Source organism: Pseudomonas sp. KB_12, from assembly GCF_052114545.1.
GTDB classification, from domain to species: Bacteria; Pseudomonadota; Gammaproteobacteria; order Pseudomonadales; family Pseudomonadaceae; genus Aquipseudomonas; species Aquipseudomonas brassicacearum.
The window spans coordinates 25,400-51,349 of the sequence record NZ_JBFREY010000002.1; the positions used below are offsets into that span (position 1 = coordinate 25,400).

Sequence of the window (25,950 nt, forward strand, 5' to 3'; positions counted from 1 at the left end):
ACAGTGTCATGGATCAACCGAGGCCACTGCAAGCCAAAAACAAAAAGGCCGCATGAAAACCTGTGGGTTGTCATGCGGCCTTTTGTTCACTTGAGACTTATTGGGGCGGCTACGCCCGAAACGTCGGACCGGCCCAGCGGGAGCAAGCCCCCTCGTCACACGTGAGTGCTGCCATCAGCTCTTGTCTTGCACCGTCCACTTACCACCGTCGTAGTAGGCTTTCCAGCCAGTCGGCTTGCCGTCGACTTCGGTTTGCACGTATTGCTCCTTGGTCTTGCGGCTGTAGCGGATGACCGCTGGGCGCCCTTCCGGATCCTTCTGCGGCGCTTCGCAGAGGAAATGGTACTTCGGATCGATCTCGTCCTTGTGCGGCACGATTTCCATCACCAACGGTGCACGGGTCTCACGGTTTTTCGGGAACTGGCTCGCCGCCAGGAACAGGCCGGAGGCACCGTCGCGCAGGATGTAGGTGTCGTTGACCTTCTCGCACTTGAGCTCAGGCATCTTCACCGGGTCCATCTTCGGCGGCGCCGCGTCACCGCTCTTGAGCAGTTTGCGGGTGTTCTTGCAGGTCGGGTTGGTGCAACCGAAGAACTTGCCGAAACGGCCGGTCTTGAGCTGCATCTCGCTGCCACACTTGTCGCACTCCAGGCTCGGGCCTTCGTAGCCCTTGATGCGATAAGTGCCCTCTTCGATCTCATAACCGGCACAGTCCGGATTGTTACCGCAGATGTGCAGCTTGCGCTTTTCATCCAGCAGGTAGGCGTCCATCGCCGTGCTGCAGATCGGGCAGCGATGCTTGCCGCGCAGCACCAGGGATTCCGATTCACCCTCGTCGTCCGCGGCGATTTCGTCGCCCGGCACCAGGTTGACCGTCGCCTTGCAGCGCTCCTTGGGTGGCAGGCTGTAGCCCGAGCAACCGAGGAACACGCCGGTCGAGGCCGTACGGATTTGCATCGGGCGCCCGCAGGTCAGGCACGGGATATCGGTCATGACCGGCTGGTTGGCGCGCATGCCGCTGTCCGGGCTTTCGGCCACTTCGAGCTTCTTCTTGAAGTCGCCGTAGAACTCGTCGAGAACGTTTTTCCAGTCGCGCTCGCCTTGGGCCACATCGTCGAGGTTCTCTTCCATACCGGCGGTGAAGCCGTAGTCCATCAGGTTCGAGAAGCTCTCGGACAGGCGCTCGGTGACGATGTCACCCATCTTTTCCGAATAGAAACGACGGTTGTGCAGCGCCACATAGCCGCGGTCCTGGATGGTGGAGATGATCGCTGCGTAGGTCGAAGGACGACCAATGCCGCGCTTTTCCATTTCCTTGACCAGGCTGGCTTCGGAGTAACGGGCCGGTGGCTTGGTGAAATGCTGGGTCGGATCAAGCTTGATCAGCTTCATCACGTCGCCCTGGGCCATGTCCGGCAGGACGTCGTCATCCCCAGGCTTGGTGATCTGCGGCATGACGCGGGTGTAGCCGTCGAACTTCAGGATGCGGCCCTTGGCGCGCAGCTCGAAGTCACCGGCACCGACGCTGACCGTGGTCGACAGGTATTGCGCCGGCAGCATCTGGCAGGCCAGGAACTGGCGCCAGATCAGCTCGTAGAGACGCTCGGCATCGCGCTCCATGCCCGACAGCTTGCTTGGCTCGGTGTTGGCATCGGACGGACGAATCGCTTCGTGAGCCTCCTGCGCGCCTTCCTTGCTGCTGTAGACGTTCGGCGTGTCCGGCAGGTACTTCTTGCCGAACTCGCTTTCTATATAAGTGCGCGCCATCGCCACGGCATCGACCGAAAGGTTGGTCGAGTCGGTACGCATATAGGTGATGTAGCCGGCTTCGTACAGACGCTGGGCCATCATCATGGTTTTCTTCACGCCAAAGCCCAGGCGATTGCTCGCGGCCTGCTGCAACGTGGAGGTGATGAACGGCGCCGACGGCTTGCTGCTGGTCGGCTTGTCTTCGCGCTTGACGATGCTGTAGGTGGAAGCCTTGAGCTTTTCCAGCGCAGCCATGGCCTGGGCTTCGTTGAGCGGCTTGAAGGCCTCGCCCTTCTCCCGGGCCACGTCGAAGCGCACGGTGGCGCCCTTGGCGGTGCCGAGGTCGGCGTGGACTTCCCAGTACTCTTCAGGGATGAACGCACGGATCTCCCGCTCGCGCTCCACCACCAGCTTCACGGCGACCGACTGCACACGACCGGCCGACAGGCCACGGGCGATCTTGGCCCACAGCAGGGGCGAAACCATGTAGCCCACCACGCGGTCGAGGAAGCGACGCGCCTGCTGGGCGTTGACCCGATCGATATCCAGCTCGCCCGGCTGGGAGAAGGCTTCCTGGATGGCCTTCTTGGTAATTTCGTTGAACACCACGCGCTTGTAGCGGCTGTCATCCCCACCAATGGCTTCGCGCAGGTGCCAGGCAATGGCTTCCCCTTCGCGGTCCAAGTCCGTCGCGAGATAGATGGTGTCGGCATCCTTGGCGAGCCGGCGCAGCTCTTCGATGACCTTTTCCTTGCCCGGGAGGATCTCGTACTTGGCTTTCCAGCCGTGTTCCGGATCGACCCCCATGCGTGAGACCAGCTGCTTGCGCGCCTTGTCTTTCGGCGACAGCGCCGGCGCTTCACCGGCAGCAGCCTTGCCGCGCTTGGCGGCTGGCTCCTTGCTGGCGCTAGCCGAACCGCTGGTGGGCAGGTCTCGGATATGGCCGATACTCGACTTCACCACGTATTGGTTGCCCAGATACTTGTTGATGGTCTTGGCCTTAGCCGGGGATTCCACAATGACCAGCGATTTGCCCATGGATCAGAAAATTCCTGAATTCTAAAAAGTGAAAGGCGGTTGGCGCCTGACGCGGCACCGCTATATATAGTGGCTGCAAGGTGAGGTCAAGCGCAGGGTTGCCCGCATACCGGCCTCAAGGCTTGGAAAAAATGCTCTCCTCGGCCTGCACCAAAGCAAAGCGTGGCACCTGTTCGCCGTCAACCTCGACGGACTCCTCGAACATGCTCAAGGGACGCACCCAAAAGCCGTAATCGCCATACAGGGCTTGATAGAAGACCACTTCTTCCTCGGTCTCGGAATGCCGCGCGATGCTGAATACGCGGTACTGCGGACCTTTGTAATGCTGGTAGAGCCCAGGTTGTATCGGCATGCTTTGGCACTCACTCAAATTTTTTCAAAATAAAAACAAAATCTTTTTTACTAAACCCGAAAAAACAAAAACCGGGGCACTTGGCCCCGGCTTCCATCAACGCAACGCTTAGACGCGTTCGAAGACAGTGGCGATGCCCTGGCCGAGGCCAATGCACATGGTCGACACACCAAAAGTGCCGCCATTCTGCTTCATGACGTTGAGCAGCGTGCCGGAGATACGCGCACCGGAGCAACCGAACGGGTGACCCAGGGCGATCGCGCCGCCGTGCAGGTTAACCTTCTCGTTCATCTTGTCGAGCACTTTCAAATCTTTCAGCACTGGCAAGGCCTGTGCGGCGAAAGCTTCGTTGAGTTCGAAGAAGTCGATATCGGCAATACCCAGGCCTGCGCGCTTCAAGGCTTTCTGCGTGGCCGGTACTGGACCATAGCCCATGATCGCCGGGTCCACACCCGCCACGGCCATCGAACGAATCACCGCCATCGGCTGGATACCCAGGTCCTGGGCACGTTGGGCCGACATCACGATCATGCACGAGGCACCGTCGGTGATCTGCGACGAGGTACCGGCTGTCACGGTGCCGCCCTTCGGATTGAATGCCGGCTTGAGGGCCGCCAGGCTTTCCAGGGTGGTTTCCGGACGAATGGTTTCGTCGTAGTCGAACAGCTTCAGGAAGCCGTTCTCGTCGTAGCCCTGCATCGGGATGATCTCATCCTTGAACTTGCCTTCCACGGTCGCCTTGTGGGCGAGCTGGTGGGAGCGTACGCCAAAGGCGTCCTGCTGTTCGCGGGTGATGCCGTGCATTTTGCCAAGCATTTCCGCAGTCAGGCCCATCATGCCCGAGGCTTTCGCCGCGTACAGCGACATGTGCGGGTTCGGATCGACACCGTGCATCATGCTCACGTGGCCCATGTGCTCGACACCACCGACGACGAACACGTCACCGTTACCGGTCATGATCGCCTGGGCGGCGGTGTGCAGTGCGCTCATGGACGAACCGCACAGGCGGCTGACGGTCTGGCCCGCCGCCGTATGAGGGATCTGAGTCATCAGCGAGGCCATGCGGGCGATGTTCCAGCCCTGCTCCAGGGTCTGGTTCACACAGCCCCAGATCACGTCTTCGACTTCGTTGGGGTCGACCTTGACGTTGCGTTCCAGCAGCTTGCGGATCAGGTGCGCCGACATGTCTTCGGCGCGGGTGTTGCGGTGCATGCCGCCCTTGGAGCGGCCCATCGGCGTACGACCGAAGTCGACAATCACGACGTCTCTAGGATTCAAGCTCATAAATGTTCTCTCGCTCTAGTCGTTGGGCGCTTAACCGAAGAAGCGCTGGCCGTTCTTGGCCATTTCACGCAGCTTCGCGGTCGGGTGGTACAGCGCGCCCAAATCAGCGTACTGGTCAGCCAGGGCAACGAACTCGGCAACACCGATCGAATCGATGTAGCGCAGCGCACCGCCACGGAATGGAGGGAAACCGATACCGTAGACCAGACCCATGTCGGCTTCGGCAGCGGTCTCGACAATACCGTCTTCCAGGCAACGCACGGTTTCGAGGCACAGCGGGATCATCATCCAGTTGATGATGTCCTCGTCGGTGACTTCGCGCTGCTCGTAGACGATCGGCTTGAGCACCTCCAGCACCGACGAGTCGGCGACTTTCTTCTGCTTGCCGCGCTTGTCGGTCTCATAGGCGTAGAAGCCCTTGCCGTTCTTCTGGCCCAGGCGCTTGGCTTCGTAGAGCACGTCGACAGCCGAACGACGGTCGTCCTTCATGCGGTCCGGGAAGCCCTCAGCCATGACGTCGCGACCGTGGTGGCCGGTGTCGATGCCGACCACGTCCATCAGGTACGCCGGGCCCATCGGCCAGCCAAATTTTTCCATGATCTTGTCGATGCGCACGAAGTCCACGCCAGCGCTGACCAGCTTGGCGAAACCGCCGAAGTACGGGAACAGCACGCGGTTGACCAGAAAGCCCGGGCAATCGTTGACGACGATCGGGTTCTTGCCCATTTTCTTGGCGTAGGCCACGGTGGTGGCAACGGCATGTTCGCTGGACTTCTCGCCACGAATCACTTCCACCAGCGGCATCATGTGCACCGGGTTGAAGAAGTGCATGCCGACGAAGTTTTCCGGACGCTTGAGGGCCTTGGCCAGCAGCGAAATGGAGATGGTCGAAGTGTTCGAGGCCAGGATGGTGTCCTCTTTGACCTTGTCTTCGACTTCAGCCAATACCGCCTGCTTGACCTTCGGGTTCTCGACAACGGCTTCGACCACCAGGTCGACATGGCCGAAATCGCCGTAGGACAGGGTCGGACGAATGCCATTGAGCACTTCGGCCATCTTCGCAGCGGTCATGCGACCTTTGTCGACACGGCCGACCAGCAGCTTGGCGGCTTCGGCCAGGCCTTGCTCGATCCCGTGTTCGTTGATGTCCTTCATCAGGATCGGCGTGCCTTTGGACGCCGACTGGTACGCGATACCGCCCCCCATGATGCCGGCGCCGAGCACGGCGGCCTGCTTCACGTCACTGGCGATTTCGTCGTAGGCCTTGGCCTTTTTCTTCAGTTCCTGGTCATTGAGGAACAGACCGATCAGGCTTTGCGCAGCCGAGGTCTTGGCCAGCTTGACGAAGCCGGCGGCCTCGACTTCCAGGGCCTTGTCGCGACCGAAGCTCGCGGCTTTCTGGATGGTCTTGATCGCTTCGACCGGCGCCGGGTAGTTCGGGCCTGCCTGACCGGCCACGAAACCCTTGGCGGTTTCGAAGGCCATCATTTGTTCGATGGCGTTGAGCTTGAGCTTCTCGAGCTTCGGCTGACGCTTGGCCTTGTAGTCGAACTCGCCGCTGATGGCGCGCTTGATGGTTTCAAGGGCCGCTTCCTGGAGCTTGCCAGGTTCGACCACGGCATCCACGGCACCGACCTTCAGCGCGTCTTCAGCACGGTTTTCCTTGCCGGCGGCAATCCACTCGATGGCGTTGTCGGCACCGATCAGGCGCGGCAGGCGCACGGTGCCGCCGAAGCCTGGGTAGATGCCCAGCTTGACTTCCGGCAGGCCGATCTTGGCCGTGGTGGCCATGACGCGGTAATCCGCCGCCAGGCACATTTCCAGGCCGCCACCCAGGGCAATGCCGTTGATGGCCACGACGGTCGGTACGTTGAGGTCTTCGAAGTCGCTGAAAATACGGTTGGCTTCGAGGTTGCCAGCGATCAGTTCGGCATCGGGCAGCTTGAAGTTGTCGACGAATTCGGTGATGTCGGCGCCGACGATGAACACGTCCTTGCCGCTGCTGACGATCACACCCTTGATCGAAGCATCTGCCTTGATAGTGTCTACAGCCTGACGCAATTCATTCAGGGTTAGACGGTTGAACTTGTTGACGGACTCACCCTTGAGGTCGAACTTCAATTCGACGATGCCACTTTCAAGAGCCTTAACCGTGATGGCTTTACCTTCGTAAATCATCAACTGATCTCCACGATATGGAAGCTGAACAGTACACGTTGAACGCTGACCACTGGTTTGGCATAGACGTTACCGTCGATGCTACGCCAATCCGCCAGGCACACCCGTCAACGCGATAGTCGGGGTCTGTAGGAGCATTCTGAAAATACAAACGCTCAATTCATACGCCCGTTTGATTTGGGTACGTCACCTTCACGGAATTTCCGACAATTGTCAATCGCCCTAAACACAGGCGTGAACGCGACTTCACGGTCATTTCCGTACCGTACGGATCCGCAACACGGCGCCGCATGAGCCGCTATTCATAGGATCAATAATTAGAAAAATCGCCCTAATTCCAGACAGACCGGATCCAGCGGTCTACGCTGTCGGGACGCGATTGAAAATTGGGAACAAAGGACGTTACGAACGCACGCCCTGACATGAGATTGATTACCGGCCTGCCTGGCCAACCCGCCCGATGAGACTGTCGGGCTTTTTTATGCCTCAGGCCAGCGCCTTGAGCACCGTGCAAATATCTTGCAAAACAGTCGCTTCGCCCTTCTCGCCCCAGTACAAGGCAATCATTTGCCGATCGGCTTCAACTTTGTAGACGTTGGCCGGCAATTTTTCGAAATGATTGAGCAGGGATTCATCCTGGCAGACTTCTCGCCACCGGTTGACCCAGACGCCTGGCGCCGTCTGCCAATAGCTCCAGACCGCCGGTTCCTTGCCGCGCCGGGGCCGGTGGTACTGGGCGCAGGGGTTTGGCGGCTGCTGGCCGAGCCAGTGCGGCCACTCCTGCGGCGCCAGCTGCATGGCCAGGCCCAGGCGTCGTGCCTCCATGCGCAGGGCCATGCGACCGCTCTGGACACGGGACGGCCGCAACCATGCCAGCGGACTTAACACCACCAACAGGATTGACACCACTATCCAGACCGTCATATTCGTACTCCCGAATTCTGATGAGCCCATTGAGCCACGTCGCCGTCAATGCGCTTGAAACCAGCCATACTTACCGTATCGCAATTCTCTGGAGTGCTTTCCATGTACTACGAACACGTTCTGGTCGCCGTCGACCTCACTGAAGAATGCGATCCGGTCGTCAAGCGCGCCCTCGCCCTTTGCGAAAGCCGGGACACCAAGCTGTCGCTGGTACACATCGTCGAACCGATGGCCATGGCCTTCGGCGGCGACGTGCCTATGGACCTTTCCCAGTTGCAGCAGCAGCAATTCGACCAGGCCAAGGAGCGCCTTGACCGACTGATCGTGAAATACCCGGCCCTGAAGAAGGAATTCAGCCACCTGACCTACGGCCAGCCGCGCCAGGAGATCCATCACCTGGCCAAGGAGCAGGGCTGCGACCTGATTGTGGTCGGCAGCCATGGTCGCCACGGCCTGGCGCTGTTGCTGGGCTCGACCGCCAACGACGTGCTGCATGGCGCGCCTTGCGACGTGCTGGCGGTACATCTGGTCAAGCGCACATAAACCCTACCCTTGTGGGAGCGAGCCTGTGGGAGCAAAGCTTGCTCGCGATGAACGATAACGCGGTCATTCGACAGACCGAGATGCCTTCATCGCGAGCAAGCTTTGCTCCCACAGGCTCACCCCTACAGGGGAATAGCGTTTCAAATAGAAATCCCGGCATTCATTGCTGAATTCCGGGATTTTTTCAACAGCGGATCAAGCGTCCAGTTCAGCCCAGCGCTCGACCAGTGCGTCCAGCTCGGCCTGCAACTGCTCCAGGTGCGCGATCACCTTGGCGGTTTCGGCAGCAGGTCGCTGGTAGAAACCGGCGTCAGCCATCTCCGCTTCCACCGCAGCGATCTGCTGCTCCTTCGCGTCGATATCACCCGGCAACGCCTCCAGCTCACGCTGCAGTTTGTAGCTGAGTTTTTTCTTGGCCGGTGCCGGCGCCGCTGCGGCGGCTACCGGGGCTGGCTCGGCCTTGACCACGGCCGAATTCAGGTCGGCCTTGCCGGACTTGCTCTCGGTGACCCCCAGCAGACGCGGCGAGCCGCCCTGGCGCAGCCAGTCCTGATAACCACCGACGTATTCACGCACCAGGCCTTCGCCTTCGAACACCAGGGTGCTGGTCACCACGTTATCCAGGAATGCCCGGTCGTGACTGACCATCAGCACGGTGCCGTTGAAGGTCAGCAGCACCTCTTCCAGCAACTCCAGGGTTTCCACGTCCAGGTCGTTGGTCGGTTCGTCGAGCACCAGCAGGTTCGCCGGCTTGCTGAACAACTTGGCCAGCAACAGACGGGCGCGTTCGCCACCCGACAGCGCCTTGACCGGCGTACGGGCACGCTGGGGGCTGAACAGGAAATCGCCGAGGTAGCTCAACACATGGCGGCTCTGACCATCGATGTCGATGAAATCGCGACCTTCGGCCACGTTATCGATCACGGTCTTTTCCAGGTCCAACTGATGGCGCAACTGGTCAAAGTAGGCGACGTCGATCTTCGTGCCCTCCTCCACCTTGCCATTGGTCGGCACCAGGCCACCGAGCATCAGCTTGAGCAGCGTGGTCTTGCCGGTACCGTTGGCACCCAGCAGGCCGATGCGATCACCGCGCTGCAGGACCATGGAGAAGTCCTTGATCAGGAACGGGCCGCCCGGATGCGCGAAACTCACGTTCTCAAGGACCATCACCTGTTTGCCGGACTTGTCAGCGGTATCCAACTGAATGTTGGCCTTGCCGGTGCGCTCGCGACGTTCACTGCGTTCCATGCGCAAGGCCTTGAGCGCCCGCACACGGCCTTCGTTGCGGGTGCGACGCGCCTTGATGCCCTGGCGAATCCAGACTTCTTCCTGGGCCAGTTTCTTATCGAACAACGCGTTAGCGGTTTCTTCCGCTGCCAGCGCCGCTTCCTTGTGCACCAGGAAGCTGGCGTAGTCGCCGTTCCAGTCGATCAGGCCGCCACGGTCCAGTTCAAGGATGCGGGTCGCCAGGTTTTGCAGGAAGGAACGGTCGTGGGTGATGAACAGCACAGCCCCCTGGAAGTCCTTCAAGGCTTCTTCAAGCCAGGCGATGGCGCCGATGTCCAGGTGGTTGGTCGGTTCGTCGAGCAGCAGCAGGTCCGGCTCGGACACAAGGGCCTGGGCCAGCAGGACGCGACGACGCCAGCCGCCGGACAACTCGGCGAGGGTCTTGTCGGCCGGCAGTTGCAGGCGGCTCAGGGTGCTGTCGACCAGTTGCTGCAGACGCCAGCCGTCTCGGGCTTCAAGGTCGTGCTGCACGTGCATCAACTTGTCCAGGTCAGCATCGGTGACGATGTTCTGGCTCAGGTGGTGATACTCGGCCAACAGCGCGCCGACACCGTCCAGGCCTTCGGCAACCACGTCGAATACGGTCCGCTCGTCGGCCACCGGCAGTTCCTGGGGCAATTCGCCGATTTTCAGGCCTGGCGCGCGCCAGACCGAGCCGTCATCGGGCTTTTGATCGCCCTTGACCAGCTTCATCATGCTGGACTTGCCAGTGCCGTTGCGGCCGATGATGCACACCCGCTCACCACGGGCGATCTGCCAGGACACCTTGTCCAACAACGGCATAGCGCCGAAAGCAAGGGACACATCGCTGAATTTGAGCAGGGTCATGAGCTTCTCCAAAAACCGGGCGCGCATTCTACCTGAGATGAGGCCTCAGGGGTCCGCCAATTTCGCCACCGAAGCACTCTGCATAACAAATGTTGCGAACTTGCACTGACGGCCTTGCAAAGCTTTCGCCGGCTGCTGGCAAAAGGCTAAGCTACAGACAGTTACCCTGGGTTACCCCTTGGGCTTGTCATGTTTTTTATGCCCGGACGTCTCATGCGCAGTCGCCTTTTCAGTGTTTTATCGTGTCTTTTTGTATGTGCCACTGCCGTTCAATCCGCGCAGGCGGTGGATATCTCCACTCAACGCCAATATTACGACGAGGCCAAGCGCGCCTTGGCCAAGGGTGATTCCGGCCCTTACTTTCGCTACAGCCAGGCCCTGCGCGATTATCCGCTGGAACCCTATCTGGCCTACGACGAATTGACCGCTCGCCTCAAGAGCGCCAGCAACGCCGAAATCGAGAAGTTCCTCGCCGAACACGGCGATCTGCCCCAGGCCAACTGGATGAAGTTGCGCTGGCTGCGTTGGCTGACCGAGCGCGGTGACTGGGAGACCTTCGTCAAGTATTACGACCCCAAGCTCAATTTCACCGAACTGGACTGCCTTAACGCCCAGTACCAGCTCAGCCATGGCTTGAAAGCCGAAGGCTATGCCAATACCGAAAAGCTGTGGCTCTCCGGCAAATCCCAGCCCCAGGCGTGCGATGCCTTGTTCGGCCTATGGGCCTCCCAGGGCCAGTTGACCGAACAGAAACGCTGGGAACGCACAAAACTGGCGGCCCAGGCCCGCAACTACCCGCTGGCCAACAGCCTGGTCAGCGGTCTGACTACCCTCGCCCCCCGCGGCAAGCTGCTGGTGGACGTGGCGCAAAAGCCTGAGTTGCTCAACCAGCCCTCGCGCTTCACCCCGGCCGATGAACCGATGTCCGACATCGTCAGCCTCGGCCTGCGTCGCCTGGCCCGCCAGGATCCGGAAAAGGCCATGGCACTGCTGGACGGCTACGCCAGCACCATGCATTTTTCCCGTGATGAAAAAGTTGCGATTGCCCGGGAAATCGGCCTGACCCTGGCCAAGCGCTTCGACAGCCGGGCCTTGGACGTGATGACGAAATACGACCCGGAACTGCGCGATGACACCGTTTCGGAATGGCGCTTGCGCCTGCTCCTGCGCCTGGCCCGCTGGGACGATGCCTACCAACTGACCCGTCGCCTGCCCGAGTCGCTGTCGAGCACCAATCGCTGGCGGTACTGGCAAGCCCGCACGCTGGAACTGGCGCAGCCGCAGAACCCCGAGGCGCTGGCGCTCTACAAGCACCTGGCCCGTGAACGAGACTTCTATGGCTTTCTGGCGGCCGACCGTTCCCAGTCACCGTACTCGCTCGTCAACAAGCCGCTGGTGATGAGCCAGGCGCTGATCAACAAAGTGCGCAACACCCCTGGCGTGCGTCGGGCGCTGGAATTTCATGCCCGTGGGGACATCGTCGACGGGCGCCGCGAGTGGTATCACGTCAGCCGTCATTTCAACCGTGACGAAATGGTCGCCCAGGCCAAACTGGCCTATGACCTGAAGTGGTATTTCCCGGCCATTCGCACCATCAGCCAGGCCAAGTACTGGGACGACCTGGACATCCGCTTCCCGATGGCCCACCGCGACACCCTGGTACGCGAAGCCAAGATCCGCGGCTTGCATCCAAGCTGGGCGTTCGCCATCACCCGCCAGGAAAGCGCCTTCATGGACGACGCCCGCTCCGGCGTCGGTGCCGCAGGCCTGATGCAACTGATGCCCGGCACCGCCAAGGAAACCGCGCGCAAGTTCAGCATTCCCCTGGCCTCACCACAGCAAGTGTTGAACCCGGACAAGAACATCCAGTTGGGCGCGGCGTACCTGAGCCAGGTTCATAGCCAGTTCAACGGCAATCGCGTCCTGGCTTCGGCGGCCTACAACGCCGGCCCCGGTCGCGTGCGCCAGTGGCTGCGCGGCGCCGACCACTTGAGCTTCGACGTCTGGGTCGAAAGCATTCCCTTCGACGAAACCCGCCAATACGTGCAGAACGTGTTGTCGTACTCGGTGATCTACGGCCAGAAACTCAACTCGCCGCAACCGCTGGTGGATTGGCATGAGCGGTATTTCGATGATCAGTGATCATTAGCGAAAGCTGTTCCTGAGAAGAAAAAATGCCCGCATCGAAAGATGCGGGCATTTCTTTTTGCTCGCTTGCTGAACCCTGTGGGAGCGAGCTTGCTCGCGATGGCGGTGGCACCTTCAACATGGATGCAAGCTGGCTCAACGCTATCGCGAGCAAGCTCGCTCCCACAAGGGACCATACTTAGTCGGTTGCCGTCTCCAACCCCACATTGAACTGCAACGCCGCCAGCCGCGCGTACAGCGCATTGCTGGCAACCAGCTCCTGGTGAGTGCCCACGGCAACCACCTTGCCCTGGTCCATCACCGCGATCCGGTCGGCGTTTTTCACCGTGGCCAGGCGGTGGGCGATGACCAGGGTCGTGCGGTTTTTCATCAGGTTGGGCAGGGCTTGCTGGATCAGGTGTTCGCTTTGCGCATCGAGGGCGCTGGTGGCTTCGTCCAGCAGCAGGATCGGCGCGTCCACCAGCAACGCCCGGGCGATGGCCAGGCGTTGGCGCTGGCCGCCGGACAGACCCAGGCCACCGTCGCCCAGATGGGTCTGATAGCCGTCGGGCATTTTTTCGATGAAGTCATGGGCGTGGGCAATCTGCGCGGCCTCACGCACCTGCTCGGACGTTGCGCCAGGGTTGCCGTAGCGGATGTTCTCTTCGACCGTGCCGAAAAACAGCGCCGGGTTTTGTGAAACCAGGGCGAAGTGGCGGCGCAGGTCCAGCGGATCGAGTTGAGTCAACGGCACGTCGTCGATCAGGATCTGCCCTTGCACCGGATCGTAGAAACGCAGCAGCAGGTCATATACCGTTGACTTGCCCGCACCGGAAGGCCCGACCAGGGCCAGGGTCTCGCCGGCCTTGATGCTCAGGTCGAGACCGTCGACCGCATAACTGTCCGGCCGGGAGGGGTAGGAAAAACGCACGCCTTCGAGGCGCAGATCGCCCCGGACCCGCTCCGGCAACGTAACAAGGCCTGAAGCCGGCGGTTGGATGATGTTCTCCGAACGCAGCAACTCGGCAATGCGCTCGGCAGCGCCCGCCGCCCGTTGCAGCTCGCCGATCACCTCGCTCAGGGTACCGAAGGCGCTGCCGACGATCAGGCTGTAGAACACGAATGCCGCCAGCTCACCGCCGGAAATCCGCCCGGCGATCACATCCATGCCGCCGACCCAAAGCATCACCCCCACCGCGCCCAGCACCAGCACGATCACCAGGGTGATCAGCCAGGCTCGCTGGGCGATGCGCTTGCGGGCGGTGTCGAAGGCCTGCTCCACCGTCACGGAGAATCGTTGTTCGTCCTGGACCTGGTGGTTGTAGGCCTGCACGGTCTTGATCTGGCCAAGGGTTTCGGAGACGTAGCTGCCGACGTCGGCAATGCGGTCCTGGCTCTGGCGCGACAGACTGCGCACCCGCCGACCAAAGACCAGGATCGGCGCCAATACCAGCGGCAGGGCAATCACCACGATACTGGTCAACTTGGGATTGGTGATGAACAGCAGCACTATGCCGCCCACCACCATCAAGGCGTTGCGCAAAAACAACGACAGCGACGAACCGATCACCGATTGCAGCAAGGTCGTATCGGCGGTCAGCCGCGACTGGATTTCCGAACTGCGGTTGTTTTCGTAGAAACCGGGGTGCAAGTACACCAGATGGTTGAAGACCTGCCGCCGGATATCGGCCACCACCCGCTCGCCGATCCAGGACACCAGGTAAAAACGGGCAAACGTACCGATCGCCAACCCCACCACCAGCACCATGAACAGGCCGATGGATTGATTGAGCAGGTGCGGCGAGCGGGTCATGAAGCCCTGGTCCACCAGCAACCGGATGCCTTGGCCCATGGACAAGGTAATACCGGCGGTGACAATCAGGGCCAGCAAGGCGCCGGCGACCTGTTTGCGATAAGGGGCGATGAAGCCGTTGGCCAGGCGTATGGCACGGCGATGTCGGGAAGAAAGCATCAAGGGTATCCGATAATGCAGCAGGAAAAAGGCCGGCCAGCGACGCCAAAGCGTAGCGGAACCAAATTGAATCAGAATGAGTCAGGTTAAATATGACCACAACGACTAGAGGCTAGATGTTATCGGTCTAAAGTCTGGCTGGAAACGCAACTGCGTTTCTGATTGAGTGGAGGTGTCGCCATGAACCTACAAGGAGTGTCATGGCTCGGTCACCTGGCGACATTAAAGTAGGCACACAACCTGATGAGGAGACAGGCCATGTCCTTGCAACACAGCAGCGACGACAAGATTCAAGTAATCCGCACGCAACCGGACCAGTCTCTGGGCTGCTCGTTCATCGATGCCCAAGGGCGCGAAGTACCGATCACCGAAGACATGATCCAGAAAGCCTGCAGCGAGCTGGAAAAACGACTGGTCAAGCCTGCCGAACAAAAGTGATACAGCCCGTCTTCAATTGGACCCGACCTTGATGTCGGGTTTTTTATGCCTGCTGATTGCACAAGCTTCTGTGGCGAGGGAGCTTGCTCCCGCTGGGTTGCGCTGTAGGAGCTGTCGAGCGAAGCGAGGCTGCGATCTTTCCATTGGCGCTTGAGTTCCAAGTGAAAGATCAAAAGATCGCAGGCTTCGCCAGCTCCTACACCGCCGAGCGGGAGCAAGCTCCCTCGCCACAAGAGCGGTGATCAAATAACAGTGGCGCCCAATGCCGTCACGATCTGTTGCAAGGCCGCCGACTGCCCTTCGATACGCACCTTCAAGCTATCGATTTCCCGCCGTGGCGGATAATGCTTGCGCAAGGCGTCGAACGCGCTGCGTTGCTCGCTGACGCTGCCCACCAGGCTGCGGCGAAAGTTCGCGTCGTCGCCACGGGGGTCATACACGCTCCGGCACAACGCCGCCAAGGCCCAGGCCGGGTCGGTTGCGGCATCCAGGGTGATGCCACCCAGCCAAGGCCGAGGCAACAGGTCGCTGAGGCTGACTTCAACCGGCCGCTCCAGGAAAGCGCACAAGGCCTGGTAGATCTGGGCGGTGCCGCGCTGGCGGCCATCAAGGCTGTAACCGGCAATGTGCGGGGTCGCGATCACGCACAAATCGGCCAGGTCCACATCCACGGTGGGTTCCTGCTCCCAGACATCCAACACCGCTTGCAGGTCTTCGCGTTCCAGCAACACTTCGCGTAGCGCGGCGTTATCGATCACCGGGCCGCGGGCCGCGTTGATCAGCCAGGTCCCGGGCTTGAGCTGGTTCAGGCGCGCCTCGTCGAACAGGTGCCAGGTCGGTTGCTCACCGTCGCGGGTCAACGGTGTGTGCAGGCTGATCACATCGCACTGCTCGATGATCTGCTCCAGGCTCACATAGTCGCCCCCCTCGGCGGCCTGACGCGGCGGATCGCAGACCTTCACGGTCCAGCCCAGCCCCTTGAGCACCTCGATCAACCGCCCGCCCACCTGGCCTGCACCGACCACACCGAAGGTTCGTTGCTCGAGTTGCGCGCCTTCGATTTCTGCCAGGGTCATCAGGCTGCCCAGCACGTAGTCCACCACGCCACGGGCATTGCAGCCCGGCGCGCTGGCCCAGCGGATACCGGCTTCGGCGAAATAATCCAGGTCCAGATGATCGGTGCCGATGGTGCAGGTGCCGACGAAGCGCACCTTGCTGCCTTCCAGCAGAGCCCGATTGACCTGGCTGACCGAACGCACCAGCAGCACGTCGGCTTGCTCGACCATCGTCCGGTCGATCCCCCGGCCCGGTACCCGGCGGATTTCGCCGAATCCTTGGAAAAATGCATCAAGCAGGGGGATGTTTTCGTCGGCGACGATCAGCATGGCAGAGCTCCTTTGGCGGGAGGCGCAGTGTAGGCGTTCCTCGCCTCGATGGGCCAGCGCATTACCTCAGTGAACTAAATTGTGGCGAGGGAGCTTGCTCCCGCTGGCCTGCGAAGCGGGCCCAAAGTGCAGGCGACTGCTGCGCAGTCGAGCGGGAGCAAGCTCCCTCGCCACAACAGCATTTGCACGACTGAGCGAACGATTACAAATCCACAACACAGGATTTTTCCTGACCACTGCGTCAAAGCGTAGAATTCGCCGCCTTGCGCTTAACCTTTTCGGACGCTTTCCCTGTGAACCCTGTCATCGATACCCCCACCACCCTCTCCCGCCCGGCCCGCGTTCGCCTGGAACTCAGGACCTTGCTGGCCCTGGCCTTGCCGATCATGGTGGCGCAACTGGCAACCACCGCCATGGGGTTTGTCGATGCGGTGATGGCCGGTCGGGTTGGCCCGCGAGACCTGGCGGCCGTGGCCCTGGGCAATTCGATCTGGGTGCCGGTGTTCCTGTTGATGACCGGCACATTGCTGGCGACCACGCCGAAAGTTGCCCAGCGCTTCGGTGCCGGTACGTTCGACGAGATCGGCCCACTGGTGCGCCAGGCGCTGTGGCTGGCATTGGTGGTGGGGTTGATCGCCTCACTGGCGCTGTTCAGCGCCGAACCGATCCTGCACATCATGAATGTCGACCCTGAACTGATTGGCCCATGCATGGAATACCTGCGCGGCATCGGCACGGGCCTGCCGGCCGTGGCGCTGTACCACGTACTGCGCTGCTTCAGCGATGGCCTGGGTCGCACGCGGCCGGCGATGGTGCTGGGGCTGTGCGGGTTGGCGCTGAACATTCCGCTCAATTACATCTTCATCTACGGACACCTGGGCGTGCCCGCCATGGGCGGCGTCGGTTGTGGCTGGGCCACGGCCATCGTGATGTGGGTCATGGCCCTGGGCATGGCCGGTTGGGCGCGCTGGGCACCGGCCTATCAGTCGAGCCGGCTGTTCAGCCGTTTCGACTGGCCGCAATGGGCGGTGATCAAGCGCCTGCTGGGCATCGGCCTGCCGATTGGCATTGCGGTGTTCGCCGAATCGAGCATTTTCGCGGTGATCGCCCTGCTGATCGGCAGCCTCGGCGCCACCGTGGTGGCCGGGCATCAGATCGCGCTGAACTTCAGTTCATTGGTGTTCATGATCCCCTACTCCCTGGGCATGGCCGTCACGGTGCGGGTCGGCCAGGCCCTGGGCCGTCGTCAGCCGCGCGAAGCGCGCTTCGCCGCCGGGGTGGGCATGGGCACGGCCCTGGCGTACGCCTGCCTGTCGGCGAGCCTGATGTTCGCGCTACGCGGGCCCATCGCGGCGATCTATACCGCCGATCCGGTGGTGATCAACGTGGCGTCGATGCTGATCGTCTACGCGGCGCTGTTCCAGTTTTCCGATGCGATCCAGGTCACGGCGGCAGGCGCGTTGCGCGGCTTTCAGGACACCCGGGTGACGATGATCCTGACCCTGTTCGCCTATTGGGGGATCGGCCTGCCGGTGGGTTACGCCCTGGGCCTGACCGACTGGCTCGGTGCCGCCAGCGGCCCGAGCGGGTTGTGGCAAGGCCTGATCGTGGGCTTGAGCTGCGCGGCGCTGATGCTGTCGATCCGCCTGGCACGCAGCGCGCGCAAGCAGATCCGCCTCAGCCGCTCGACGGATTAAGCGAGTTTCTTGCGAATCCAGTAGAGGTAAGTGCCCGCTTCCTCCTGCTGGGCCACCAGTTCGTGGTCCAGGAACACGCAAAACTTGGGGATGTCGCGGCGAGTCGAGGGGTCGGTGGCGATCACTTTCAGCAGCCCGCCGGGGACCAGGTCGCGGATGTGCTGGTGTAGCATCATCACCGGTTCCGGGCAATTGAGACCCGTGGCATCCAGCGTGCCGTCCACCGGCGTATCGTTCATTTCACTCATGTTCTACTCCTGAAACTGGCCGGCATTGTCGCGCAATGTCGGCGCGCTTAACAAATGTACATCAGCCCTGTGGCGAGGGAGCTTGCTCCCGCTCGGCTGCGCAGCAGTCGTCGCTTTTAGAATCCAGCAGGAGCATTGGGGTTGCTTCGCAACCCAGCGGGAGCAAGCTCCCTCGCCACAAAAGCTCGCTACATGCTTCAGCGAGACTTGGGCTTCTTGGTGTCCAACCGCCGCAGATGGCACGTCACTTCCTCGCGGTCGTGGTACAGCTGCTTGCAACCGATCTCAACCTTGATCCCCCGAGCCTTGAACCCCTCGGCGATACGTTCGAGCAGGCGCTTGACCTCGGCATAACGCTGTTTCATCGGCAGCTTGAGGTTGACCACGGCCTCGCGGCAATGCCCTTCGCCAATCCACTCTTCCAGCATCGCCGCGTTGCGTGCCGGCTTCTCGACGATATCGCAGACCATCCAGTCCACCGGCTGCTTGGGCTTGAACGTGAAGCCGTCTGCCATCAGATGCTGCACCAGGCCGGTGTCCATCAGGCTTTCGGCCATCGGGCCATTGTCGATGGCGGTCACCAGCATGCCCCGGTTGACCAGTTGCCAGGTCCAGCCGCCCGGCGCGGCGCCGAGGTCCACGCCGGTCATGTCGCTGTGCAGGCGCTCGTCCCACTGGTCCCGGGGAATGAAATGGTGCCAGGCCTCTTCAAGCTTGAGGGTGGAACGGCTCGGCGCTTCCCGGGGAAACTTCAGGCGGGGAATGCCCATCGGCCACATCGCCGAGTTATCGGATTCGGCCAGGCCCAGGAACACTTCGCGACCACTCTTGAAGGTCAGCAGCAGGCGCGGCTTGCGCGGGTCGTCCACCAGCTTGCCGGCGCCAATCAGCGCCTTGCGCAAGGGGCCTTCGAATTTTTTGCAGAAGTTCGACAGCTCCTTGCCGTCGTTGGTGTCCACCACTTCCAGCCACAGGCTGCCACAGGTCGGGAAAGCGGCCATGTGGGCCAGGATGACGCTGATGCGATCGGTTTCCGGCAAATCGATGAAAGTACCGCGCGCCCACTGGCGCGGAAAAATCAGTTCGGCGAAGCGCTGGCCGCCCATCAGCCGCTCGGCGCCGCCGTCTTCGGTGCAGACAAATTCAGCGCAGGCACTGGCCGATTTGGCCTTGGCGTAGCCGGCCACGTTGAGTCGGGCCGCGTGCTCGGCGATCTCGGAACAGACCTCGCCTTCGAAGCCCGGCCGGCAGTGCATGAAAAGCGTGTTCATTGAAACTCCGTAGCAAAGCCTGTCACGAAAACCGCCGCATGATAGCGGAGTTCGGAACCGCGAACCTGCCCATAGAGTCCAGTGATTAGTCATACGCTCAAAACAGGGCTAGGTTAAAGGCTCTGTCCGTTCCGTCAGTCCGTAGCCGTGCGGACTCAAAGGAGTGATTTCAATGCCGTCCCTCGATAGCCTGAAGACCCTTAAAACACTGCAAGTCGACGCCAGGACCTACCACTACTTCAGCCTGCCGGATGCCGCCCGAAGCCTGGGCGACCTGGACAAACTGCCCATGTCGTTGAAGGTACTGCTGGAAAACCTGCTGCGTTGGGAAGATGAAAAAACCGTCACCGGCACCGACCTCAAGGCCCTGGCCGGGTGGCTCAAGGAGCGCCGCTCCGACCGCGAGATTCAATACCGCCCCGCGCGGGTGTTGATGCAAGACTTCACCGGCGTCCCCGCCGTGGTCGACCTGGCCGCCATGCGTGCCGCCGTGGAAAAGGCCGGCGGCGATCCCCAGCGGATCAACCCGCTGTCGCCGGTGGACCTGGTGATCGACCACTCGGTGATGGTGGACAAATTCGCCAGCAGCCAGGCGTTCGAGCAGAACGTCGACATCGAAATGCAGCGCAACGGCGAACGCTACGCCTTCCTGCGTTGGGGCCAGAGCGCTTTCGACAACTTCAGCGTGGTGCCGCCGGGCACTGGCATCTGCCATCAGGTCAACCTCGAATACCTGGGCCGCACCGTGTGGACCAAAGAGGAAGACGGTCGCACCTACGCGTTCCCCGACACGCTGGTGGGCACTGACTCCCACACCACCATGATCAACGGCCTCGGCGTACTGGGCTGGGGCGTCGGCGGGATCGAGGCGGAAGCGGCCATGCTCGGCCAACCGGTGTCGATGCTGATTCCCGAGGTCATCGGCTTCAAACTCATCGGCAAGCTGCGCGAAGGCATCACCGCCACCGACCTGGTGCTGACCGTCACGCAGATGCTGCGCAAGAAAGGCGTGGTGGGCAAGTTCGTCGAGTTCTATGGCGACGGTCTGGCCGACCTGCCCTTGGCCGACCGCGCCACCATCGCCAACATGGCCCCGGAATACGGCGCCACCTGCGGTTTCTTCCCGGTGGACGATGTGACCCTGGACTACTTGCGCCTGTCGGGACGCCCAGCGGAAACGGTGAAATTGGTCGAGGCCTATTGCAAGGCCCAAGGCCTGTGGCGCTTGCCCGGCCAGGAACCGGTGTTCACCGACACCCTGGAGCTGGACATGGGCAGCGTCGAGGCCAGCCTCGCCGGACCGAAACGCCCGCAGGACCGGGTTTCGCTGCCGAATGTCGGCCAGGCTTTCAGCGACTTCCTGGGGTTGCAGGTCAAACCCACCAGCAAAGAAGAAGGTCGCCTGGAAAGTGAAGGTGGCGGTGGCGTCGCGGTGGGCAATGCCGATCAGGTGGGCGAAGCCGAATACCAATACGAAGGCCACACCCATCGCCTGAAAAACGGCGCGGTGGTGATTGCCGCCATTACTTCGTGCACCAACACCTCCAACCCCAGCGTGATGATGGCCGCCGGGCTGCTGGCGAAAAAAGCCGTGAAAAAGGGCCTGACCCGCAAGCCGTGGGTCAAGAGTTCCCTGGCCCCGGGCTCCAAGGTGGTCACCGACTACTACAAGGCGGCCGGCCTGACCGAGTACCTGGATAAACTCGGTTTCGACTTGGTGGGCTATGGTTGCACCACCTGTATCGGCAACTCCGGGCCGTTGCCGGAGCCCATCGAAAAAGCCATCCAGAAAGCCGACCTGACGGTGGCTTCGGTATTGTCGGGCAACCGCAACTTCGAAGGCCGGGTGCACCCACTGGTGAAGACCAACTGGCTGGCTTCGCCGCCGCTGGTGGTCGCCTATGCCCTGGCCGGCACCGTGCGCATCGACATCAGCAGCGAGCCGCTGGGCAACGACCGGGACGGCAAACCGGTGTACCTGCGGGACATCTGGCCCAGCAGCCAGGAAGTGGCCGCCGCCGTAGCCCAGGTCAACACCAGCATGTTCCACAAGGAATACGCCGCCGTGTTTGCCGGTGACGAGCAATGGCAAGCCATCGAAGTGCCGCAGGCGGCGACTTACGTCTGGCAGGACGACTCGACCTACATCCAGCACCCGCCGTTCTTCGACGACATCGACGGGCCGCCACCGGCCGTCAAGAACGTCGTGGGTGCACGTGTCCTGGCCCTGTTGGGAGACTCGGTGACCACCGACCACATCTCCCCGGCCGGCAACATCAAGGCGGACAGCCCGGCCGGTCGCTACCTGCGCGAACAAGGCGTGGAGCCACGGGACTTCAACTCCTATGGTTCCAGGCGCGGCAACCACCAGGTGATGATGCGCGGCACCTTCGCCAATATCCGCATTCGCAACGAAATGCTCGACGGCGAAGAAGGTGGCAACACGATCTACATCCCCAGTGGCGAACGAATGCCGATCTACGACGCCGCCATGCTGTACCAGGCCGCAGGCACGCCGCTGGTGGTGATCGCCGGCCAGGAATATGGCACCGGATCGAGCCGGGACTGGGCAGCGAAGGGCACGAACCTGCTGGGGGTCAAGGCGGTGATCGCCGAAAGCTTCGAGCGCATCCATCGCTCCAACCTGGTGGGCATGGGTGTGCTGCCGTTGCAGTTCAAGCTCGACCAGAACCGCAAGAGCCTGAACCTTGCGGGCAAGGAAACCCTGGACATCCTCGGGCTCAATGACGTCGAACTGACGCCGCGCATGAACCTGTCCCTGGTCATTACCCGCGAGGACGGCAGCCAGGAGCGAATCGAAGTGCTGTGCCGGATCGATACCTTGAATGAAGTGGAATATTTCAAGGCCGGCGGGATCCTTCACTATGTGTTGCGGCAATTGATTGCCGGCTAAAGATCAGCCCCCTGTGGGAGCGAGCTCGCTCGCGATAGCGGTAGAACAGCCAACATCGATGTTGACTGACAAGCCCCTATCGCGAGCAAGCTCGCTCCCACAGGTTCTGCGGCTTACTGACCGTTATTAGCGTTTTAACAGGCGGCGTCTTTGCACGAGCCTGCCTATAATCCCGTCGGCACTCACGGAACCGAGTCAGCCAACGGCTTGCCCCTCCTACGCATGAACCTGCATGGATACAAAACGTGTTCTTTGCGCGACCTGGCAGCGTCATAGACGCGGCGGCCACTTTCGCCCAAAGCTCTACCGTCTAAAAGGATGTTATATGCCCGCTTTACCTTGGCCCTATCTGGCCATGCTCGCCATCGGCTATGGCCTGGCCCTGGCCTACGGCCAGTTGGCCTGGACCGCCCTCATCTCAGTCGCGCTATTGCTGTTCGCCGGGTATGCCGTTCGCCAGCAACCCATGCCAATCGGCCGGTTTCTCGGTCACATTCTATTTGTGGTAATGGCCCTGGCGCTGGCCTTGCATTGGATGCCCGGCTTCTTCAATGGCCGGGCGATCCCCGCGCAACGCTTGACCGACGACGCCGCGCCATTTGCCATGTACTTCAACCAGGACAAGCCCCTGATCGGATTCTGGCTGCTGCTGGCCTGCCCCTGGATCGTCGGCCGGCGCTCATTTCGCCTGTCGGTCTATGCCACGGCCCTGGGGCTGGCGCTGAGCGCGGTGCTGGCCCTCGGCGGGGCGATGCTGCTGGGCATGATCCATTGGGCACCAAAATGGCCGGATCACGCCTGGTTGTGGGTGCTCAATAATCTTTTATTGGTGACGCTCGTGGAGGAAGCGCTGTTTCGTGGCTACATTCAGGGAGGCTTGAGCCGGCGCTTCAAACACTTGGGTTACGGCGACAACCTGGCGCTGCTCCTGACCTCGCTGCTGTTCGGCGTGGTACACGCTGGCGCAGGTTGGCAATGGGTGCTGTTGTCGGGCCTGGCGGGGGTCGGCTACGGCCTGGCGTATCGTTTTGGCGGCCTGGGCGCGGCGATTGCCACACATTTTCTCCTCAATCTGCTTCATTTCGCCCTATTTACCTATCCGATGCTGGCGTGATAGCGACAGGCAAAAATAACTTCAATTAAAACCTGACACCGCCGACAACCTTTCATAGCCTTTCAAAGTCTTGCGGATCAACACACATGCGTAACAACCAACCCGTCACACAACGCGAAAGGACCTTCCCGGCCCAGCAACGATTGATTTCGACCACCGACGCCAAGGGCGTGATCACCTACTGCAACGACGCGTTCGTTGACATCAGCGGGTATTCGAAGGAAGAACTGATTCGTTCGCCGCACAATCTCGTGCGCCATCCCGACGTCCCATCCGCGGTGTTCGCACACATGTGGGGTACGCTGAAACAAGGCTTGCCATGGATGGGCATCGTCAAGAACCGCAGCAAGAACGGCGACCATTACTGGGTCAATGCCTATGTCACGCCCGTGTTCGAGGGCAATCAGGTGGTCGGCTACGAATCGGTGCGGGTCAAGCCCTCCGCCGAACAGATCGCTCGGGCCGAAGCGCTTTATCAACGCATCAACCAAGGCAAGTCCGCGGTTCCGGGCAGCGACAAATGGGTGCCCATGCTGCAGGACTGGCTACCGTTTATCCTGGTCAGCCAGTTGAGTTTCGTCGTCGGCGCGTTCCTGGATTCCTCCTGGGGCTTTGCCCTGGCGGCCGTGCTGTCGGTGCCCTTGGGGCTGATGGGCCTGCAATGGCAGCAACGCGGGATCAAGCGCCTGCTGCGCCTGGCCGAGCAAACCACGTCCGACCCGCTGATCGCCCGGATGTACACCGACAGCCGTGGCGTCCAGGCACGCCTGGAGATGTCGATCCTCAGCCAGGAAGCACGCCTGAAAACCTGCCTGACCCGCCTGCAGGACACCGCCGAGCACCTTAACGACCAGGCTCGCCAGTCCAACACCCTGGCTCATAACAGTTCCAGCGGCCTGGAGCGCCAGCGGGTGGAGACCGAACAGGTCGCTACGGCCGTCAACCAGATGGCGGCAACAACCCAGGAAGTCGCCAGCCACGTGCAGCGCACCGCCGATGCCACCCAGGAAGCCAACCGCCTGACCAGCCGCGGCCGCGACATCGCCGGCGAAACCCGCGAAGCCATCGAGCGCCTGTCGGTGGTGGTCGGCGAGACCGGGCAGACCGTGACCCAGTTGGCCAAGGACAGCGACGAGATCGGTGGCGTGGTAGACGTGATCAAAGGCATCGCCGACCAGACCAACCTGCTGGCCCTCAACGCCGCCATCGAAGCGGCCCGTGCCGGAGAGATGGGCCGTGGCTTTGCCGTGGTGGCTGACGAAGTGCGGCAACTGGCACAACGCACCAGCGAATCCACTGGGCAGATCCACGCCCTGATCGCCAAGCTCCAGCAGACCGCCACCAACGCCGTGCAGACCATGGACGCCGGCCATCGCCAGGCCGAAGAAGGCGTGGCGCGGGTCATGGAAGCGGACGAGGCACTGGTGGGGATCAGCGAAGCAGTAGCCCACATCACCGACATGACCACCCAGATCGCCGCCGCCACCGAGGAGCAAAGCTCAGTGGCCGAGGAGATCAGCCGCAACATCAGCAATATCTCGGAGCTGGCCGACCAGACCTCTGGCCAGGCTCACAGCTCGGCACTGCTGAGTGAAGAGCTGACCCGCACGGCCAATACGCAGTATTCGTTGGTAGAGCGGTTTAACCGCTGATCGTTGCTTGATACAGAAAACCCGGATAGCGAAAGCTTCCGGGTTTTTTGTTGCCTGATAGATCGCTATCGCGAGCAAGCTCGCTCCCACAGGGGTTGGGGTCGCTCATTCAAATGCACTCCACTGTGGGAGCGAGCTTGCTCGCGAAGAGGCCAGGACAGACGCCATCAATCCTGAAGAAACGCCGCCACCTTTCCCGCAGCAGCCTCCAGATGCTGCTCATGACTAAACCCCGAAGCCTTCAACGGCTTCAAATCATGATCCCCCGCCGCCAGCCACATCACTTCAATATCCGGTGACAAGGCATACCCCTGCACCGCCTCCCGATTGCCTAACGCATCGCGCTCGCCCTGGACGATCAAGGTCCGGGTCTTCAACGCCGCCAGATGCTCGACCCGCGGTTTCTCCGGCTTGCCCACCGCGTAGAAGGGATACCCCAGGCACACCAGCGCATCGGCGCCCAGTTCATCGGCCAGCAGGCTCGCCATACGCCCGCCCATGGATTTGCCCCCCACCGCCAGCCGTCCAGCGACATAAGGCCGCACCGTGGCGTACACCTCACGCCAGCATTCCAGCAACTTAGGCGCCGGGTTGGGTGGACGCTTGCCCCCATCCTGGCGCCGCTGGGCCATGTAGGGAAACTCGAAGCGCAATACGTTGACGCCCTGCGCGGCAAGGCGCGCGGCCATTTGCGCCATAAAGCCACTGTCCATTGGCGCACCGGCACCATGGGCCAGGATCAGGGTTGGCGCCCTGGCGCTGGCGACCGATTGCCCGGCAGTCCATAACCAGCCGTGTTCGGCCACACATCGCGCCCATTGATCCCCGTCAATACTGGCCTTGTGCTGTTTGTCCATGCTGACCTCGCTTTTAGTCTGCCTATAACTCCAGGCGAAGAACGCCGCACTGCCTTGCGCAGGCGCTACTTCGGCTGAACCGTGGATGGGGA

The 25,950-nt window shown here is 61.5% G+C and carries 18 protein-coding genes; 7 read left to right on the forward strand and 11 right to left on the reverse strand.

Annotation, left to right across the window (positions count from 1 at the left end):
- Positions 1-174: 174 nt before the first annotated feature.
- The 5 genes from topA to AB4Z20_RS01310 form a co-directional block, all read right to left on the reverse strand.
- Complete coding sequence (gene topA, locus AB4Z20_RS01290) at positions 175-2,787, reverse strand: type I DNA topoisomerase (RefSeq protein WP_442089173.1); 2,613 nt, start codon at positions 2,785-2,787, stop codon at positions 175-177.
- 115 nt (positions 2,788-2,902) lie between these two features.
- Positions 2,903-3,139, reverse strand: a complete 237-nt coding sequence (locus AB4Z20_RS01295; RefSeq protein ID WP_003199644.1) for a DUF1653 domain-containing protein — start codon at positions 3,137-3,139, stop codon at positions 2,903-2,905.
- A 108-nt stretch (positions 3,140-3,247) separates the two neighbouring features.
- Complete coding sequence (fadA, locus tag AB4Z20_RS01300) at positions 3,248-4,423, reverse strand: acetyl-CoA C-acyltransferase FadA (RefSeq protein ID WP_018604861.1); 1,176 nt, start codon at positions 4,421-4,423, stop codon at positions 3,248-3,250.
- Positions 4,424-4,453: 30 nt separating this feature from the next.
- A complete protein-coding gene (gene fadB, locus AB4Z20_RS01305; protein WP_214508904.1) occupies positions 4,454-6,601 on the reverse strand; it encodes a fatty acid oxidation complex subunit alpha FadB in 2,148 nt (715 codons plus the stop codon).
- A 486-nt stretch (positions 6,602-7,087) separates the two neighbouring features.
- The gene (locus AB4Z20_RS01310; RefSeq protein WP_253472938.1) at positions 7,088-7,525 is read right to left on the reverse strand and encodes a hypothetical protein; all 438 of its coding nucleotides are present in this window, start codon (positions 7,523-7,525) and stop codon (positions 7,088-7,090) included.
- Positions 7,526-7,627: 102 nt separating this feature from the next.
- On the opposite strand from AB4Z20_RS01310, the gene AB4Z20_RS01315 reads away from it, so the two are divergent.
- Positions 7,628-8,068, forward strand: a complete 441-nt coding sequence (locus tag AB4Z20_RS01315; protein WP_003199636.1) for a universal stress protein — start codon at positions 7,628-7,630, stop codon at positions 8,066-8,068.
- A 195-nt stretch (positions 8,069-8,263) separates the two neighbouring features.
- Here AB4Z20_RS01315 and AB4Z20_RS01320 read toward each other — a convergent pair whose 3' ends face one another.
- Positions 8,264-10,183 carry an ATP-binding cassette domain-containing protein gene (locus tag AB4Z20_RS01320; RefSeq protein ID WP_253472935.1) on the reverse strand — a complete coding sequence of 640 codons (1,920 nt, stop codon included), beginning with the start codon at positions 10,181-10,183 and terminating at the stop codon, positions 8,264-8,266.
- Between the two features lie 213 nt (positions 10,184-10,396).
- On the opposite strand from AB4Z20_RS01320, the gene AB4Z20_RS01325 reads away from it, so the two are divergent.
- Positions 10,397-12,325: a transglycosylase SLT domain-containing protein gene (locus AB4Z20_RS01325; protein ID WP_253472932.1), complete on the forward strand. Its 1,929-nt coding sequence runs from the start codon at positions 10,397-10,399 to the stop codon at positions 12,323-12,325.
- Between the two features lie 184 nt (positions 12,326-12,509).
- Here the strand turns inward: AB4Z20_RS01325 and AB4Z20_RS01330 are convergent, their stop codons facing one another.
- Positions 12,510-14,291, reverse strand: coding sequence for an ABC transporter transmembrane domain-containing protein (locus tag AB4Z20_RS01330; protein ID WP_442089219.1), 1,782 nt, complete (start codon positions 14,289-14,291; stop codon positions 12,510-12,512).
- A 249-nt stretch (positions 14,292-14,540) separates the two neighbouring features.
- Here AB4Z20_RS01330 and AB4Z20_RS01335 point away from each other — a divergent pair, with 249 nt between their 5' ends.
- The gene (locus tag AB4Z20_RS01335; protein ID WP_003199629.1) at positions 14,541-14,720 is read left to right on the forward strand and encodes a PA1571 family protein; all 180 of its coding nucleotides are present in this window, start codon (positions 14,541-14,543) and stop codon (positions 14,718-14,720) included.
- 242 nt (positions 14,721-14,962) lie between these two features.
- Here AB4Z20_RS01335 and pdxB read toward each other — a convergent pair whose 3' ends face one another.
- Positions 14,963-16,105, reverse strand: a complete 1,143-nt coding sequence (gene pdxB / locus AB4Z20_RS01340; RefSeq protein WP_253472910.1) for a 4-phosphoerythronate dehydrogenase PdxB — start codon at positions 16,103-16,105, stop codon at positions 14,963-14,965.
- Positions 16,106-16,398: 293 nt separating this feature from the next.
- On the opposite strand from pdxB, the gene AB4Z20_RS01345 reads away from it, so the two are divergent.
- Positions 16,399-17,802 carry an MATE family efflux transporter gene (locus AB4Z20_RS01345; protein WP_442089174.1) on the forward strand — a complete coding sequence of 468 codons (1,404 nt, stop codon included), beginning with the start codon at positions 16,399-16,401 and terminating at the stop codon, positions 17,800-17,802.
- Here the strand turns inward: AB4Z20_RS01345 and tusA are convergent.
- Positions 17,799-18,050, reverse strand: a complete 252-nt coding sequence (gene tusA, locus AB4Z20_RS01350) for a sulfurtransferase TusA (RefSeq protein ID WP_014339369.1) — start codon at positions 18,048-18,050, stop codon at positions 17,799-17,801. The genes AB4Z20_RS01345 and tusA overlap by 4 nt on opposite strands.
- Before the next feature lie 197 nt (positions 18,051-18,247).
- A complete protein-coding gene (gene rlmM, locus AB4Z20_RS01355; protein ID WP_442089175.1) occupies positions 18,248-19,321 on the reverse strand; it encodes a 23S rRNA (cytidine(2498)-2'-O)-methyltransferase RlmM in 1,074 nt (357 codons plus the stop codon).
- Between the two features lie 172 nt (positions 19,322-19,493).
- Here rlmM and acnA point away from each other — a divergent pair, with 172 nt between their 5' ends.
- The 3 genes from acnA (at position 19,494) to AB4Z20_RS01370 (ending at position 25,001) form a co-directional block, all read left to right on the forward strand.
- Positions 19,494-22,235: an aconitate hydratase AcnA gene (gene acnA, locus AB4Z20_RS01360; RefSeq protein ID WP_442089176.1), complete on the forward strand. Its 2,742-nt coding sequence runs from the start codon at positions 19,494-19,496 to the stop codon at positions 22,233-22,235.
- Positions 22,236-22,560: 325 nt separating this feature from the next.
- The gene (locus AB4Z20_RS01365; RefSeq protein WP_253472887.1) at positions 22,561-23,349 is read left to right on the forward strand and encodes a CPBP family intramembrane glutamic endopeptidase; all 789 of its coding nucleotides are present in this window, start codon (positions 22,561-22,563) and stop codon (positions 23,347-23,349) included.
- Between the two features lie 86 nt (positions 23,350-23,435).
- The gene (locus AB4Z20_RS01370) at positions 23,436-25,001 is read left to right on the forward strand and encodes a methyl-accepting chemotaxis protein (RefSeq protein WP_063322198.1); all 1,566 of its coding nucleotides are present in this window, start codon (positions 23,436-23,438) and stop codon (positions 24,999-25,001) included.
- Positions 25,002-25,168: 167 nt separating this feature from the next.
- Here AB4Z20_RS01370 and AB4Z20_RS01375 read toward each other — a convergent pair whose 3' ends face one another.
- Positions 25,169-25,858 (reverse strand): alpha/beta family hydrolase, encoded by a 690-nt coding sequence (locus AB4Z20_RS01375; RefSeq protein ID WP_258690698.1) that lies wholly within the window; start codon positions 25,856-25,858, stop codon positions 25,169-25,171.
- Between the last annotated feature and the right edge of the window lie 92 nt (positions 25,859-25,950).